Genomic DNA, 16,304 nt, shown 5'->3' with positions numbered 1-16,304 from the left:
CTGACCGCCGCTGGCGCCACATTCATCGTCGTCGAGCACGGCGTCCACGGGTCGTCGATGCTGGTCGACGCACGGACGGGGCACGACATGGCGGCGGCGCGCGCGCAGGTGGCCGCGTGGCTCCGCCGCGTGGTGGGGTAGACCCGGAATCGGGCCGGGCTTCACCAGGCCGCAAGGGGGCGGCGGTAGCTTCCGCGCCCCCTCCCGCACGCTGCCGAGATGCCCGTCTATCCTGAGGTCGAGTCGTTCGACGCCGTCGCCGTCGAAGAGGCGGTGCTGGCGCAGTGGGCCGCCGCCGACACCTTCCGCCAGTCGCTCGCGATCCGCGAGGGCGCCCCGCACTTCGTGTTCTACGAGGGCCCGCCGACGGCGAACGGCAAGCCGGGCATCCACCACGTGATGGCGCGGACCATCAAGGACCTGTTCTGCCGCTACAAGACGATGCAGGGCTTCCGCGTCGACCGCAAGGCGGGCTGGGACACGCACGGGCTGCCGGTCGAGATCGAGGTCGAAAAGGAACTCGGGCTGGAGGGCCGCGACGCCATCGAGGCCTTCGGCATCGCCGAGTACAACGCCGCCTGCCGCGCCTCCGTCCTGAAGTACAAGGACCTGTGGGACGACCTCACGGTGCGCATGGGCTACTGGGTCGACTTGTCCGATCCGTACGTCACGTTCGAGACGGACTACATCGAGTCGGTCTGGAACCTGCTCAAGCGGATCCACGACAAGGGGCTGTTGACGAAGGGCCACAAGATCCAGTGGTACAGCCCGGCGAACGGGACCGTGCTCTCGTCGCACGAGGTGTCGCTGGGCTACAAGGAGGTCCAGGACGCCTCGGTGATCGTCCGCGCGCGGCTCGTCGAGGAGCCCCGGACGTCGCTGCTGGCGTGGACCACGACGCCGTGGACCGTCCCGGCGAACGCCGCGATGGCCGTCGGGTCGGGGATCCACTACGTCAAGGCGCGGCAGATGGTGGAGACGGAGACCGGCACTGAGGAGGAGTTCCTCATTGTCGCCAAGAGCCGCGCGGGCGCCGTGCTGAAGGGCGACTACGAGATCGTGGCCGAGATGACCGGCGCCGACCTCGTCGGCAAGCGCTACACGCCGATGTGGGCGGATGCCGACCCGCGCTCGGAGTACGTCGGCGCCGGCGTCGACGCGTACAGTGAGGCCTGGCAGGTCGTCGCGGCCGACTACGTGACGACCGACGACGGCACGGGCATCGTCCACACCGCGCCGGCCTTCGGCATGGACGACTGGGCGACGGGCACCAAGCACGGCCTGCCGACCATCAACCCGATCCGCCCGGACGGCACCTTCGAAGAAGGCTTCGGCGCGCTCGGCGGGATGTGGTTCAAGGACGCCGACCGCGTCATCATCCGCGACCTGGCCGCGCGCGGGCTGCTGTACCGTGAGGACAGCTTCGTCCACAACTACCCGCACGACTGGCGCAAGGGCACGCCGCTGATGCAGTACCCGGTCGAGAGCTGGTTTATCCGCACGACGGCGGTCAAGGACCGGCTCGTGGCGCTCAACGAGACCATCAACTGGCAGCCCGAGGGCATCGGGACGGGCCGCTTTGGGCAGTGGCTCGAGAACAACGTCGACTGGGCGATCTCGCGGATGCGGTTCTGGGGCACGCCGCTCCCGATCTGGGTCGAGACCTTCGACGATGACCGCACGCCAGAGGAAGGGGAGGAGCCCTACACCGAGGTGGTCGGCTCCGTCGATGAGCTGCGCGCCAAGGTCGGCGGCACGTTCCCCGAGGCGGCCATCAACCCCGAGCTTGGCGGCCTCGACCTCCACCGCCCTTACGTCGACGCCCTCACGTGGCCGGGCCCGAACGGCGGGACCATGCGCCGCGTCGAGGATCTGCTCGACGTGTGGTTCGACTCGGGCGCCATGCCCTACGCCCAGTGGCACTACCCGTTCGAGAACGTCGAGCGGTTCGAAGCCAACGTCCCGGCCGACTTTATCGCCGAGGGCGTCGACCAGACGCGCGGCTGGTTCTACACGATGCACGCGATCGCGGCGCTCGTGGACGACCGCGTGGCGTACAAGAACGTCGTCGTGAACGGGCTGGTCCTGGACGCCGAGGGCAACAAGATGTCCAAGTCGAAGGGCAACGCCGTTGAGCCGTTCGGGGCGATCGCGCGGCACGGCGCCGACCCGATCCGCTGGTCGATGATGTCGGCGAGCCCCCCGTGGGAGGACCTGCGCTACTCCGACACCGCCGTCGAGGAGACGACGCGGAAGTTTTTCGGGACGCTGGTCAACACGTACCGCTTTTTCGCGACCTACGCGAACCTCGACGGTTACGCCTATGACGCGGCGACCGCGCTGGTGCCCGCCTCTCGGAGTGAGCTCGACCGCTGGATCCTGAGTCGGTTGCAGTCGACGGTCGCCGAGGCGGTCGTGGCGCTCGACGGCTACCACCCGACGCGCGCCGCGCGCGCCGTCGAGGCGTTCGTGGACGACCTGTCGAACTGGTGGCTCCGCCGCTCGCGGCGCCGGTTCTGGAGCGCGAAGGCGGACGGCGAGGCCAGCGGCCCCGACAAGCAGGCGGCGTACGACACGCTGTGGGAGAGCCTGGAGGTCGTCTCACGCCTGATGGCGCCGATCGCGCCGTTCACCTCGGAGTGGCTCTACGGCGTGCTCGGCCACACCGGCTCGGTCCACCTCCAGCGGTACCCCACGGCCGACGGCGCTCGGCTCGACGCCGACCTCGAAGACCGGATGGCGCTGGCGCGGGCCGTCACGACGGCGACACTCGCGCTCCGCAACGAGGCCGGGATCAATGTCCGCCAGCCGCTCGCCTCCGTGCTCGTGGTGACGGGCGTCGGCGGCGTCGACGAGAGCACGGTCCGGTCGGTGGAGGGCGTGATCTTGGACGAGGTCAACCTCAAGCGGCTGGAGACGGCCGCGGGCGACTCGGGCGTGGTCGCCAAGCGCGCCAAGCCCAACTTCAAGGCGCTCGGGCGGCGGCTCGGCAAGCGGATGAAGGCCGTGAACGAAGCCGTCCGCGGGCTCGACTCCGCCAGCGTGGCGCGCTACGAGGCTGACGGTCAGCTCGAGCTGCTCTTGCCTGACGGATCGGTCGTGCTCGGGCCCGGCGACCTCGACATCGAGAGCGAGGGCGTCGCCGGCCACGTCGTCCGCCAAGAGACCGCGACCGCCGCCGACGGCTCGGCCCGCACGGTCACCGTGTCACTCGACACGACGCTCGACGATGCGTTGCGCGCCGAGGGCGTGGCTCGCGAGGTCGTCAACCGGATCCAGAACCTGCGCAAGGAGGCCGGCTTCGCCGTGTCCGACCGGATCGCGGTCGAGATCGCGGTCCCGCCGGCGCTCGCGCCGTTTATCGCCGAGGGCGCGCTCGCGGCGCCCGCGTTTGCGGCGACGGTCCGGGCGGAGACGCTCGCCGAGACCGTCGCGCTCGTCGAGATCCCCGACGGCGACCTGGTCCAGACCGTCGAGGTCTCCGGCGCCCAGTTCCCCGTCGGCGTCCGCAAGCTCTAGCCCCGGGACCCGCCGCTCCGGCCCGCCCGACGAACCCCGAACCTTCCCGATATGCGCGTCCTCTGGGTCACGTTTTTCCTCGTCATCGCCGACCAGGCGACCAAGCTGGTCGTCAAGTACAACATGGCGCTGGGCGAGTCGATCCCGGTCGTCGGGCGGCTGTTCCGGTTCACGTTCACCGAGAACCCCGGCATGGCGTTCGGGCTGACGGTCGGCAGCAAGCTGTTCCTGACGCTGTTCTCGATCGCGGCGACGGTGCTGATCGCGGTCTACCTGTACCGGGTAAAGTGGGCGCCGTTCGGGTACCGGCTGGCGCTGGCGCTCGTGCTTGGGGGCGCGTTCGGCAACGTCATCGACCGCGTGTTCTACGGGATGGCGTTCGGCGAGTGCTACCCGTCGCCGCCCGAGTCGTACCGCCCGTTCTACGGCTGTGTCGTCGACTTTCTGCACATCGACTTGTGGCAGGGCGACGTGTTCGGGCGCGGCGTCGCGCTGTTTCCGATCGGCAACATCGCCGACGTGGCCATTATCGCGGGCGTGGCGTTGATCCTGATCACGCAGGGACGATTCCACGAGGCCGTCCTGGCGCGCGATGCCGCCGCCGAGCCCGCCCCGCTGGCGGTCCCGACGGCGGAGGCCTAGGCGCTCAGGACTTCGCGCCAGGTCAGCCCCGCCGCGTCGAGCAACTCACCGACGAGAAGCACGATGGACACCATACCCACGACGACGGTATAGACGAGGTAGCCCAGGAGGCCCGCGAAGGCCGCCTTCGCGATGGTCTTGCGCCCGGGGTTCCAGAATCCGACGGCCCCCCACGCCGTGAGTCCGGCGTACGCCAGCAGGGTGAGGATGGCCTGGACGAGCGACGCGGCGACGATCGGGAGCGCCAGAAACAGCAGCGGTGAGACGAGCGCGACGCCGAGCGTTGCGAAGCCGACGACGTAGAGCGAGAAGATGGCGGTCTCGGCGACGTTGCGCTGGCGCCCGAACACCAGCCGCAGCGGGCCGACGAGGAAGAGGGCGAAAAAGACCAGCAGCGGCGTCGCGAGCCGGTTCTGGATCTGCGTCGAGCGGCGGATCAAGCCCTGCCCATCGTCGCCGTCAACGCGCTCGGCCGCGGCGCGCAGTAGGGCGAGGGGGCTGTCTGCGTCGTCGGGGTTCTCGTCGGCGATCTGGATAATGGAGGCGCCCGCCTCCCCGGCGCTCTCGATGATCCGCTCCTGGTACAGCGACGCCGACAGCAGGCTGAGCGCGGCGACCAGCAGGTAGAAGCTCAGCGGGTGCGTGTAGGGCCGCTGCCGGCCCGCGACGTAGTCGGCGGGGACGCGGCCGGGGCCGCCCGCGAGCCGAGACAGGGTGTAGAACAGGCCCCGGTCCAGGCTGAAAGCTCGGCTGACGAAGTCGCTCCACAGCTGGCGCAGCGTCAGGCGGCGGTCGAAGTGGCGCTGTCCGCAGTCGGTGCAGTATGCACCGGTGCGCTCGGCCCCGCACGACGGGCACGCCGCGTGGGGCGCGGTCGGTGGGGGAGCGGGGGGGGCATCGGGCACGCCGAAAGAAACGGCGGTTTGGGCTACCGCGCCCGGCGTACGACGAGCAGCACGCTCGATACCACGAGCGCCGCGCCCGCCAGGCTCCACCCGTCGACGGCGTCGCCCAGGAAGAGCGCGCCCCAGACGAACGCGAGCACGACCTGCAGGTAGCCGATCGACGACGCCGTGCCCGCCTCCAGCCGCGCCATCCCCTTCGTGAGGCCGACCTGCCCGGCGTGCGTCGCCAGCCCGATCCCCGCCAGCAGCGCCCACTGCCCGCCCGTCGGCATCACCCACCCGCCGAGCGCGAACGGCAGCGCGCCCACCATCCCGATCCACGACAGGTAGAAGATGATGGTCATCGGCCGGTCGGTCATCCGCAGCTTGCGGACGAAGGTGTACGCCAGCCCCGAGAGCACCGCCGCCACCGCCACCGCCGCGACGCCCCAGCCGTCGAGCGCGACGCCGCCGAAAATGGCCGTCGGCCGGGCCACGAGCGCGACGCCCGCCAGCGAGAGCGCGGCGCCCGCGAGCACGGGCAACCGCAAGCGCTCGCCGATCAGCAGCGCCGCCGTCAGCGCCGTCCACACGGGCGCGGTGTACTGGATGGTGACGGCGTCGCCCAGGGGCAGCCGGCCGATGCCGAAGTAGAACAGGCTGAGCGCGATCGCCCCGACGGCGCCGCGAAGGAACAGCGTCGTGCGGTCGACGCCGAGCGCGGGCGTGCCCTCGGCCCGGAGCGCGAGGTACGTTAGCCCGGCCATGAACGCCGACCGCGCGAACACCAGTTCCATCGTCGGGAACGTTGCCGAGGCCACCTTGACGAGCAGGCTCATCGCGCTGAACCCGAGCGCTGCCATCAGCATGTAGAGCACGCCGTGGAATCGCTCGCGCCGCTCGTCGGCGGAGAGGGCCACGGCGGCGGGGTCGGCGATGGGAGGGGCGGAAACGGGCATGTCGCGGCAACGGCCCGGCTCGGGCGTCGTTCTCCGATCACCTCCGATCCACGCGATCTCGGCGCGCCCTCCACCGGCCGGTCACGCGCGGGCGGGCGGGCTACGCGGGCTCGCCCGATCCGTCGTCGATCACCTCAGCGTCCTCCACAACCGGCGGCCGGGCAAACGGGGACGGGCCCATCGGCGCCCCGAACGAGGCGCTCGCGACGCGGATCGACCCGCCCGTGACGGCCTTCTTGAACCGCGACTGAAGCGCCCGCCGCGCCAGCGCCCGCGTGGGCGGAAACAGGCCGAGCAAGCCGGCGATGTCGGTCAAAAAGCCCGGCGTCAGCAGCAACGTCCCGGCGATCAGGATGACCGCCCCGTCCACGACCTCCGGGCCGGGCACCCCGCCGGTCGCCAGCTTCGTCTGGAGCCGCTGCCACGCGGCGACGCCTTCGCGCCGCGCCAACCACGACCCGATCATGGCTGTCAGCACGACAATGGCGACCGTGGGCCAGAAGCCGATCCGGCCGCCGACGTGGACGAGCAGGGCGAGGTCGACGAGCGGGACGACCAAGAAGAGCAGGAAGAGACGGCCGAACACGGGCAGGCGGGGGGTGTAGATGCAAACGCGCCCGCCCTGAACCTCCGTGCCTCACCTCCGGGTCCTCACGGCCCTCGTCTTGATCGCGGCTCCGCTCGCAGCCCAGCCGGCCGCGACGCGCGCCACCCCGGTCGCCGAGCTGTCCGACGCTCTTCGTGCCGATCAGCGCGCGCACTTGTGGCGGGTCGGCGCGTGGGGGCTGGCGAACGCCGTCGGCGGCGCGGCGCTGGTGCTGGCGTCGGACCGGACGGGCGCGCCGGGACGGTGGGCGTTCGGCGTGCAGTCGGCCGCCTGGGGCGTCATCAACGTTGGGATCGCGGCGGTCGGGCTGGTGGGCGGGACGGGCGAGGTCACTGCCGACCTCGCCGCCGCGCTGGCGGCCGAGAACGGCTACGCGGACGTGCTACTAGTCAACCTCGGGCTGAACGTCGGCTACGCAGCGGTCGGCACGACCCTGTTCGCCGTCGCAGGGCGCGGCGTGTCGACACCCGACGCGTGGCGAGGCCACGGCGCCGCGCTCGTTGTCCAGGGCGTGGGCCTGCTCGCGCTCGACGGCATCGCGGTCGTGGCCTCGCGCGCCCGTCTTGGCGCACTCCTCGATCTCGTCGGGGCCGCTGACTTCGCAGCGACCGCACAGGGCGTGGTGCTCGTCGTCCCGCTGTAGAGGTGGCCTCACGAGCACGTCGACACCACGGCGCGCCGGCCACCCAGGGGCGACCGGCGCACGGGCTAGCTACGCGCGGTCGCTTAGCGGCGCGTGAGGTTGGCAGTCGCGATCTCGAAGCCACGCGGGGTCTCGAACCGGATCGCCTCGGGCTCCAGGTCGGGGCCGCCGATCATTTCGAACCAAACGTGCGTGACGCGGACCTGCTCGCCGGACGGCGTCGTGTACAGGGTGCCGTACTCGCGCCCCGGGACGTCGATCGCCCCGTCATTGGAACGGGCCTCAATGTCCTTCGCCAAGCGGAGCGTGCCGTCGTTGTCGCGTTCCCAGTGCCAGGAGGTGCCCTCATCGGTGGACGTACCCGCTTCAATGACACCGGGGGAGTCGATCACGAGCGCCTTGGCCACTTCGACACCCTCGAACTCGTAGGTCACTCGGACGCGCTCGACGCCAGCCGGCGGCTCAAACGTGTCGACGTATCCCACGGCCGTGCGCGTCGAACGCATGGTGAACGTATCGCCACCGGCTTCGAGCGTCGCAGAGAAGGTTTCCCCGAGGGCGAGCGGCTCGAGATCGTAGTAAATGTCCGCCGCGCCAAGAGCCCGGGCGTCGAGCGTGACGGAGGTGGCGGGCGACGACGACGACGAGGCCGAGTCGCAGGCGGCGAGGGAGACGGCCAGCAGGGCGGCCAGGGCGAGAGCGGGTGAGCGCATGGGCGGAGTGGGTTGGGGAGACCAGAGCCTACCCGCTCTCAGTCCGGCCGGCCTGACGCACCACTCGCATTCTGTTTAGTACCGGCGCATCAACCGGTTGCGCCCCACGCAGTTGCCACTAGACCAAGCCGTGCTCCCAGGCCCACGCGACCGCTTGCCGCCAAGACGACACGCCGAGCTTGTCGTAGGCCGACGAAACGTGGTTGCGGACCGTGTTGGGCGAGATCCCGAGCGTCTCGGCGATCTCGTAGTTGTCCTTGCCACGGGCCATCAGCCGGACCACTTCGAGCTCGCGGTCTGAGATCGGCACGTCCAGGCCGTCCGGTGCATTGATACTGACGAACCAGCGGCCCTCTCCGCGAGCGACCGCCTCCACGGCTTCGACGACGAGCGACATCGGCTTGTCCTTCGTCACGTAGCCCGCCGCCCCAGCCTGGAGCATCGCCGTGACGTAGGCCGCATCGTCGTAGGCCGAATACGCCAAGATCCGGGTGGGGAGGTCGAGCTCACGGAGTCGCTCGGCCACGGCCACACCGTCCATGCCGGGCATCTCCATGTCGAGCAGGACCACATTGGGTTCGAGCCGCAGGCACGCCTCGATCCCGTGCTCTCCGTCCGAGGCCTCTGCCACGACCTCGATCCGGCCGGATCGCTCGAGCTCCGCGCGGACGCCCGCGCGAAGCGCCGGGTGGTCGTCGATGAGGATGGTGCGGACGGCGGGGAGGGCTGGCATGGCCGCGGAGGGCTTAGGCGGGAGTGAGTCGACGGCGCTTCGAAGAAGAAGATGCACCGGGCTCCCGCATGTCGGGGACAGAAACACGAACCGTCGCGCCCTTGCCGTCCAGACCGACGGGTATCAGGTCGAGGCACCCCCCGATGGCGGCGGCACGCTCGTGCATGCCGACGAGCCCGAAGTGCCCACCGTCAGCCAACGCGGACAAATCTGGAGTGCCGTCGGCCCAGGCGAACCCCGACCCGTCGTCGACGACCTCCACCTCGATCTTGCCGTCCGTTGATCGCGGTGGGAGGCGTAGAGAGACGTGAAGGCGCTCGGCACCGCCGTGCTCGATGGCGTTCGTGATCGACTCCTGGACGACGCGGAACAGCGACGACCGCACGATGTCGGGCAGTGCGTCGGCTTCGACCCCGTCCTCGTCCAGCTTCAAGCGGATCGCGACGTTGGGGTAGCGGTCCTTGACCCGGTTGGCGTGAGCGGACAGGGCCGCCGACAAGCCGAATCGGCCAAGAGCGGGGGGGCGAAGGCCCTCCGCGATCGCCCGGAGCTCGCGAGCGATCCTCGCCGCCTCGCGGTCCATCGATTCGGGGTCGCTGGTGCCGGATAGCATGCGGAGCGCATGCACATCCTGGAGGGGGCCGTCGTGGAGCTCCCGAGCGAGCCGAGACCTCTCCGCCTCACGGGCATGGAAGGCGCGCTGCCTCTCCGACGTCTCTGCAGCGACTCGACGACGTTCCCGTCGGGTGAGGAACAAGCCGACCCCCATCCCCCCGATCAGGAGCAGACTCGCTGAAGCCAGGATTGCGCCCCAAAGAGGAACTCCCTGGTCGAACATCAAGCGTACCCGGTTGCGCCTGTACGTGACGGAGACGAACCCGGCGGCCAGACTGTCTCCGAGGGCGTGGTCGTACAGATCAGAAATGTACCTGAGGTCTCTAATCTTGAGGCTCGCCTCCGCATCCGGGACCTCGAGGCTGTCCAGGATTGGCATCCCCTCGATGCCGAGTGGGACGTTCTGGTAAAACTCAAACTGCAACCTGCCTTCGCCGTCTATGGTAAATGCGGTGACCTGTTGGGTGTTTGGGTCAATGATGACTCCGTCCCACAATTCTGCGTCGGGAGCAGGCGCCTGAGCCGACAAGGCCGGCGAGACCACGGCCATGATGACGGCAATCCAGCGCGTCAGCGGCGATGAGCGGGAGAGGAGGGCTGAGAGTTGGATCACGGCCACCAATGTACCGGGTGCCCCCTACCCCAGCGCCTCAGCATCGGGCGCTAGCCCCACTAGTGCGCCGAGCCCATACGCCGACCGTGGCCCCTGCCTACCCTTGCAGGTCTCCCCGGATCAATCCCATGGCTCCTCCGATTCGTGTCGTCCTCGCCGAGGACCACACGCTCCTCCGCGCGCTGCTTCGGCAGACCCTCGCTGCCTGCCCCGACATCATCGTCGTTGGAGAGGCGGAGACCGGATATGAAGCGGTCCGGCTCATCGGGGCGGTACAGCCCGACGTGGTTGTGCTCGACATCGAGTTGTCGGGAGGGCTGGACGGCGTCCAGGTCGCCTCGCGACTGGCGGAGATGCGGTGCCGGGTGTTGGCACACTCGTCGCACAGCGATCCGGTCCACGTGGCGCATCTACTGCAAGCCGGGGCGTCGGGGTACCTCTCGAAAGAGGCCCCCGTCGGGCGGATCGGAGAGGCGATCCGCGCCGTCGCCGCGGGCGAGAGCCGGTGGTTCGAGGCCGACGCCGGCGCCTCGGCGCCGCTCACGGCCGAGGAGACGACGGCCCTCCGGCACCTCGCCGCGTGTGGGAGCGCCGGCACCCTCGACACCGTGCTCGCGACCACGCCTCAGGCCGCCGCCGCGATCCTGTCGAGCCTCTATGACAAGCTCGATGCCAGTTCGTGGTACGAGGCGGTCGCCCGGGGCTGGGGCGAGGGGCTGGTGGGCCCGGCGAACCGCGGCGGCGAGCCGCGGCCCCTCGTCTACTCGACGCGAGCGAACGTCCCCGGGCAGGCCAGCTCCGCCAGTCTCGGGTCGTACGGCGCGTAGTACGTATAGACGATCTCGCGACCCGGCTGGGACGGCCGCTCGAAGGTGCAGGTCGCCACGCGGCCGTCGAGGGGGCACGCGGCGGGCGCGTACGCCGCGTCGGGGGCCGCGGCGCACTGGGACCGGGCGGCGCTCGGCGTCCACGTCTCGCCGGTGAACGCGAAGCAGTACCCCTCGGTCGGGCGCACGTCACAGCTCCCCGACGGGCCTAGGGGCTCCGGGGCAGGCGGGGGAGGGGGCGTCGACGGACGGGGCGTGGGCGGGGCGGGCCGGGGCGGGATCTCGACGACCGTCTCGGGAGGCTCCGAGGGGTCGAAGACGATGGCCGATCCGTCATAGGGCTGCGCCTCGTCCTCGAAGGCGTCGCCGCGCCCGTCCGGCGCACCCGCTGGGGGGAGGTGAGTCGTCTGGTCGCCGGGCGTTGCGGGCGCCGCGTCCGGCGAGGGTTCGGGGGCCTGGTCGCCGGGTCCGCAGGCGGCGAGGGCGAGGGCGAGCAGGAGGAGGCGGACGGCCATGCGCAAGTCTAGGACCGGACAGACGTGCCCGAGGCATGTCGATCGTCCCAGTGTCTCAGGTAGGACGCGCCGTCGCGGTACCGGTCGATCCACCGGCGGTCCACGGCGTGTTTGACGCGGAGCGCCAGCCCGGACCGGAGGGCGACGGGGCCTGCTGTCCACCACGCGTTCGGGCCGCCGGTCGAGACCAGGAGCGGGACGATGGGGTAGGGGCGGAACGGGCGGAGCGCGATCCGCGCGGGATCGTCGCCCCGCGCCAGCGCCGCCAGCGCCTGCCCCAGGTTCTCGCGCAGCACCGGCCCCTGCTTCACGGCATGGACGCCGACCCGCCGGAGCCCCTCATGCCCGGCCACTGCGGCGGCGTCTCCAGCCACGAACACGCGTCCGTCGTCAATGGACCGGAGCCCCGTGTCCGTCCGCGCGACCCCGTCGTCGGTGAGGGAGAGGCCCGAGGCCCGGAGCAGCGGGTGGCCCGTCGAGCCCGTCGCCCACAGCACGGCGTCCGCCTCGACGTGCTCGCCTGAGTCGAGCCGGACGCCGCCGCCGTCGGCCGAGGCCGCGCTGGCGCCGAGGCGCACCGTCGCGCCGCGCTCGCGGAGCGTGCTTGCGGCCGCCCGGCCCAGGCGGGGGGGGAGCCCGGCGCACAACCGATCGCCCGGGTCGAGCATCGTCACGTGGACGTCGGCGTCCGAGCGGGCGGTCACGTTGAGGGCGACTTCGGTGCCCGCGGCCCCGCCCCCGACGATCGCCAACCGCCGACGCCCCGTGTGCCGCGCGTCCAAAAACCGGCCCAGGTCGGCGATGTGCCACAGCGGCTTGGCGGTCGTCGCGCCGGTCGCCCGCTCGCGGCCCGGGTTGACGGCGCCCACGTCGATGGCGGCCAGGTCGTAGGCCACCCGACGGCCGTCGGCGAGCACCACCTCCCGGGCGTCGCGGTCGAGCCGGAGGGCCTCGGCCTCGACAAACCGGACGCCCTCGCGGTCACAGATCGGCGCCAGCGGGACGGTCACGTCCGCCTCGGTGTAGACGCCGCCGAGCCACTCGGGCACCATTCCGGAGTACCACAGCGCGGGGCGGTCCGAGACGAGCGTGACGGCGGCGCCGGTCTCGGCCGCCAGCCGACGGGCGTCGGCGAGGGCGGGCAGGCTGGCGTGGCCGCCTCCGACGAGGACGAGGGTCAGCACAGGGGCGACGGGGAGGGGGCGCGTCTCACGCCACGGGCGTCCGGCGGGTCCGAAGGGTCACGCCAGCGAGGCCTGGAACATCGCGTACTCCTTGTCCTGGGTGCAGTTGAGCCGGTCGAGCGCGTTCTTGAGCGGCTGGTTCGAGTCGAGCACCCACGACAGCTCGGCGGCCTGGTACCCGTCGCGGCGGCCGTTGACGATCGTGTGGTGGATGAGGAGCGCGTCGAGCCCCTTGTTGCGGTGCGCCGGGAGCACGCCCATCAGCGCCATCCGGATCTCGTAGACGCCGCCGAGCTTCCACGACCCGAGCAGCTTGGGCAGCCCGAGCGACGCCAGCCGACCCCTGGGCAGATGCTTCAGCGCCTGGTTGAGGTTCGGGAGCGACGCCGAGAAGGCGATGGGCTCGCCGTCGAGCTCGGCGAACAGGAAGAGGTCCGGCTCGATCACCGGCTTCATCTCGCTGGCGAGGTGGAGCGCCTCGGCCTCGGTGTACGGGACGTGGCCCCAGTTCTCGGCCCAGGCCTCGTTGTAGATCCGCATCGCCGCCGCGATGTCCTCGTCGAACCGCTTGGGGTCGAGCGGGCGGAGCGTGACGCCCGGGCTGCGGCGCCCGACGATCTCGGCGCCGCGCGCCATCCGCGCCATGTCGAGGTACGCCTCGTGGACGTAGTACGCCCACATCGTCATGGCCTTCTCGAAGCCCCACCGCTCCAGGTACTCGGCGTAGTACGGCTTGTTGTAGGGGAGGAGGATCGACGGCGGCCGGTCGAACCCGTCGACGAGCAGGCCCGCCACGTCGTTCATGGTCGGGTTTGTCGGGCCGCGGACACCGGTCAGGCCGCGTGCGCGGAGCCAGTCGGCGGCCGCGTCGAGTAGCGCGTGGGCCACGGCGTAGTCCTCGACGCACTCGAAAAAGCCGAAGAACCCGTTGCCGTCGCCGTACGTGGCGAGGTGCTGGCCGTTCTCGATCCCGGCGATCCGGCCGACGATCTCGCCATCGCGCTCGGCGAGGAAGGGCTGCAGCGCACCGTGCTCGAAGAAGGGGTTCTTCTTCGGGTTCAGCACCCCCTTCTGATCCATTCGCAGCGGCGGGACGAAGTGGGGGTCGTCGGCGTAATGGCCGTACGGGAAATCGAGGAACGCGGCGCGGTCGGAGGACGAGACGGCGGGGCGGACGGTGAGTTGGGGCATCCGGGAAGCTAGCCCGACCGCGCGGGTCGCCGGTTCCGTATCCTCGGCCCCCCTCGCCGGCCGCTCACCCGGGGGCCCCACCCGATGCTCGTGCTCGCGCTGGACCTCCCGCTCGTCGATCCCGTGGCCGTGTTCACGGCCGTGCTGCTCGTGCTGCTCGCGGCGCCCCTGCTGGCGCGGCGGTCCATCCCGTCGGCCGTCGTGCTGCTGGCGGCCGGCGTGGCGCTCGGGCCGCACGCCCTCGGCGTGCTCGACCGCGACCCGACGATGGTGCTCCTGGGCACCGTCGGGCTGCTCTACATCCTGTTCCTGTCCGGGCTCGAGGTCGACCTCCACGAGTTCGTTCAGCACCGGCGGCAAAGCCTGGTACTCGGCGGCTTAACGTTCATCCTGCCCCAGGTCGTCGGCGTCGCCCTCGGGCGGCTGGCGTTCGGGATGGGGTGGCCGGCAGCCGTCTTGCTCGGGAGCGTCTTCGCCAGCCACACCTTGCTGGCGTACCCGAGCGTCGCCCGCCTGGGGCTCCAGCGCGAGCGCGCGGTCACGGCGTCGATCGGCGCGACGATCCTGACCGACACGCTGGCGCTGCTGGTGCTGGCGGTCGTGGCGACGGGCGCGCGGACCGGGCAGGGAGCCGACCTCGCCGTCGTGGTCCGGGTCGTCGCCGCCCTCGCCGTCTTCGGGGGCGTTGTGCTGTGGGGCGTGCCCCGGTTCGGCGCGTGGTTTCTGCGCCGCGTGGCGCCGGACGCGACGACGGAGTTCGTGTTCGTGCTGGCGACCGTTTTCGTCTGCGCGCTCGGCGTCGAGGCCATCGGCGTCGAGCCCATCATCGGGGCGTTCCTGGCCGGGCTGGCGCTCAACCGCCTCGTCCCCGAGGGCAGCGCGCTGATGAACCGCGTGTCGTTCGTGGGCAACGCCCTGTTCGTGCCCTTCTTCCTGCTCTCGACGGGGATGCTGGTCGACCTGGGTGCCTTCATGGGCGGCCCCGACGCCGCGCGGTCGTGGGCCGTCGCCGTCGGGATGGTGGCGACCGTGATGCTGATGAAGGGCGCCGCCGCGTGGGCCTCGGGCCGAGCGCTCGGCTTTTCCGCCGACGAGATCCGGCTCGTGTTCGGGCTCACCGTCCCGCAAGCCGCTGCCACGCTCGCGGCCGTGCTCGTCGGCGTCCAGGTCGGCCTGTTCGACGAGGCCGTGCTCAACGGGACGATCGCGATGGTGTTCGTGACCTGTCTGGTCGGGCCCTGGGTGGCCGAGGTGGCCGGGCGCCGCGTCTCGGCGGCGTCGAAGGCGCGCGTCTCGGCGGCGCCCGCGCGCTCGCGCCTGCTGGTGTCGCTCTCCAACCCCGCGACGGTCGGCCCGCTCGTCGACCTCGCCCTGCTGGCGCGCGAGCCCGACGCGACCGAGCCGCTCGTGGCCGTGACCGTCGTCGGTGGGGGAGTGGACCGCGACGCCGCCGTCGCCCGGGGCGAGCAGTTGCTGTCGGTCGCCGTCGTCCACGCGGCCGGCGCGGCCGTCCCGGTGCTGCCGCTCGTCCGGTCGGAGTCCAACGTCGCCCGGGCGCTCGCGCGGGCAGCGGCCGAGACGCGCGCGACGACGCTCGTCATCGGGTGGGATGGGAGCGCGGCGGCGGCGCAGCTCCTGTTCGGGAGCGTGCCGGACCGCGTCCTGCGGGAGACCTCGGCGGCCGTGCTGGTGGCCCGGGGCGCCGGGCCGATCGGGGCCGTCGGCCGGCTGATCGTCGCGGTCCCCCCGCTCGCCGAGCGCGCGCCCGGGTTCGCGAGCGCCGCACGGCTCCTGTCCGGGCTGGCCGCCCGTGCCGGCGCCAGCCTCACCATTCTCTCGGCCGACCCCGCGGGCGTCGTCGGCGCGTTCGCGCGGCGGAGCGGCCCGCCCCCCGAGACGCTCGCTCTCGCCGACTGGGCCGATCTGGAGGCGGTGCTGGCCTCCCAGGCGCGGCCCACCGATGCGCTCGCCGTCGTCTCTGCGCGCGAGGGGTCCGTCGCGTGGCGGACCGGGCTCGACCGGCTGCCCCGCGCGCTCGCGCGTGCCCACCCGGCGCATCCCCTCCTGGTGCTCTATCCCGGCCAGGTACCGACCACCGCCATCCGCCCCGGCCGGCTGACCGGCGGGGAGCGGGCGTTCATCGACGCGTTCACCAGCGACCGCGTGCGGCTGGCGGTCGGTGAGGGCTCTGTTGCCAAGGTCGTCGACCGCGTGCTGGGAGACGCCGTCGGACCGGAGGCTCGGGCCGAGGTGCTCGCCGGCCTCGCTGAGGCGCCGCTCGCCCCGATCCGACCCGGCGTGGTGCTGGCCCACGCGCGCACCGAGGCGGTCGCCCTGCCCGTGCTCACGGTCGGCGTCGCCGACGGGATCGCCCTCGGCGGTGACGGCCCGACAATTCTCATCGTTGTGCTGGTCGTCCCCACCGACACGCCGACGGCGACCTACCTCCGCTGGCTCGCGCTGGTGGCCCGCATGGTGCACGACGACGCGACCATCGAGGCAGTCCGCCGAGCGGCGACACCGGACGAGGCGCGCGAGGCGCTCGTTCGAGCCGTCCGCGCGGAGCGCAGTGCGGAGTCCCTCGGCATCCCGTCTCAGCCGGCCTGAGGGGCCGTCGGAGTTTTACGACCTCTCTCCGGACCCCCGCGCCTCCTGGGGC

Annotated in this window: 14 protein-coding genes; 5 read left to right on the top strand and 9 right to left on the bottom strand. The window is 71.7% G+C overall.

What is annotated here, in order from left to right:
- The first annotated feature begins 219 nt into the window (after window positions 1–219).
- On the top strand, window positions 220–3,519 hold the full coding sequence (ileS, locus tag ACLII4_RS14990; protein ID WP_412068209.1) for an isoleucine--tRNA ligase: 3,300 nt from the start codon (window positions 220–222) through the stop codon (window positions 3,517–3,519).
- Between the two features lie 51 nt (window positions 3,520–3,570).
- Window positions 3,571–4,161, top strand: a complete 591-nt coding sequence (locus tag ACLII4_RS14985) for a signal peptidase II (RefSeq protein WP_412068208.1) — start codon at window positions 3,571–3,573, stop codon at window positions 4,159–4,161.
- Here the strand turns inward: ACLII4_RS14985 and ACLII4_RS14980 are convergent.
- From ACLII4_RS14980 to ACLII4_RS14970, 3 genes are all read right to left on the bottom strand, one after another.
- Window positions 4,158–5,066, bottom strand: coding sequence for a DUF3667 domain-containing protein (locus ACLII4_RS14980; RefSeq protein ID WP_412068207.1), 909 nt, complete (start codon window positions 5,064–5,066; stop codon window positions 4,158–4,160). The two genes, ACLII4_RS14985 and ACLII4_RS14980, sit on opposite strands and share 4 nt — an antisense overlap.
- Before the next feature lie 23 nt (window positions 5,067–5,089).
- Complete coding sequence (locus ACLII4_RS14975; protein ID WP_412068206.1) at window positions 5,090–6,004, bottom strand: DMT family transporter; 915 nt, start codon at window positions 6,002–6,004, stop codon at window positions 5,090–5,092.
- Between the two features lie 100 nt (window positions 6,005–6,104).
- Window positions 6,105–6,590, bottom strand: coding sequence for an FxsA family protein (locus tag ACLII4_RS14970; protein ID WP_412068205.1), 486 nt, complete (start codon window positions 6,588–6,590; stop codon window positions 6,105–6,107).
- A gap of 46 nt (window positions 6,591–6,636) precedes the next feature.
- On the opposite strand from ACLII4_RS14970, the gene ACLII4_RS14965 reads away from it, so the two are divergent.
- A complete protein-coding gene (locus ACLII4_RS14965; protein WP_412068204.1) occupies window positions 6,637–7,254 on the top strand; it encodes a DUF6992 family protein in 618 nt (205 codons plus the stop codon).
- Window positions 7,255–7,337: 83 nt separating this feature from the next.
- Here the strand turns inward: ACLII4_RS14965 and ACLII4_RS14960 are convergent, their stop codons facing one another.
- From ACLII4_RS14960 to ACLII4_RS14950, 3 genes are all read right to left on the bottom strand, one after another.
- Window positions 7,338–7,967: a hypothetical protein gene (locus ACLII4_RS14960; protein WP_412068203.1), complete on the bottom strand. Its 630-nt coding sequence runs from the start codon at window positions 7,965–7,967 to the stop codon at window positions 7,338–7,340.
- A 118-nt stretch (window positions 7,968–8,085) separates the two neighbouring features.
- On the bottom strand, window positions 8,086–8,700 hold the full coding sequence (locus ACLII4_RS14955; RefSeq protein ID WP_412068202.1) for a response regulator: 615 nt from the start codon (window positions 8,698–8,700) through the stop codon (window positions 8,086–8,088).
- Window positions 8,701–8,713: 13 nt separating this feature from the next.
- Complete coding sequence (locus ACLII4_RS14950; RefSeq protein WP_412068201.1) at window positions 8,714–9,928, bottom strand: sensor histidine kinase; 1,215 nt, start codon at window positions 9,926–9,928, stop codon at window positions 8,714–8,716.
- A 128-nt stretch (window positions 9,929–10,056) separates the two neighbouring features.
- On the opposite strand from ACLII4_RS14950, the gene ACLII4_RS14945 reads away from it, so the two are divergent.
- Complete coding sequence (locus ACLII4_RS14945) at window positions 10,057–10,755, top strand: response regulator transcription factor (protein ID WP_412068200.1); 699 nt, start codon at window positions 10,057–10,059, stop codon at window positions 10,753–10,755.
- Here ACLII4_RS14945 and ACLII4_RS14940 read toward each other — a convergent pair.
- The 3 genes from ACLII4_RS14940 to ACLII4_RS14930 are packed head-to-tail and all read right to left on the bottom strand — an operon-like array spanning window position 10,689 to window position 13,645.
- A complete protein-coding gene (locus ACLII4_RS14940; RefSeq protein ID WP_412068199.1) occupies window positions 10,689–11,270 on the bottom strand; it encodes a hypothetical protein in 582 nt (193 codons plus the stop codon). The two genes, ACLII4_RS14945 and ACLII4_RS14940, sit on opposite strands and share 67 nt — an antisense overlap.
- An 8-nt stretch (window positions 11,271–11,278) precedes the next feature.
- Window positions 11,279–12,454: an NAD(P)/FAD-dependent oxidoreductase gene (locus ACLII4_RS14935; RefSeq protein WP_412068198.1), complete on the bottom strand. Its 1,176-nt coding sequence runs from the start codon at window positions 12,452–12,454 to the stop codon at window positions 11,279–11,281.
- Between the two features lie 57 nt (window positions 12,455–12,511).
- A complete protein-coding gene (locus tag ACLII4_RS14930; RefSeq protein ID WP_412068197.1) occupies window positions 12,512–13,645 on the bottom strand; it encodes an N-acetyltransferase family protein in 1,134 nt (377 codons plus the stop codon).
- 84 nt (window positions 13,646–13,729) lie between these two features.
- Here ACLII4_RS14930 and ACLII4_RS14925 point away from each other — a divergent pair, with 84 nt between their 5' ends.
- Window positions 13,730–16,252 (top strand): cation:proton antiporter, encoded by a 2,523-nt coding sequence (locus tag ACLII4_RS14925; protein WP_412068196.1) that lies wholly within the window; start codon window positions 13,730–13,732, stop codon window positions 16,250–16,252.
- Window positions 16,253–16,304 lie beyond the last annotated feature (52 nt).

The organism is Rubrivirga aquatilis, assembly GCF_046845665.1.
Taxonomy (GTDB): domain Bacteria; phylum Bacteroidota; class Rhodothermia; order Rhodothermales; family Rubricoccaceae; genus Rubrivirga.
This window is presented reverse-complemented; position numbering and strand designations above follow the sequence as displayed.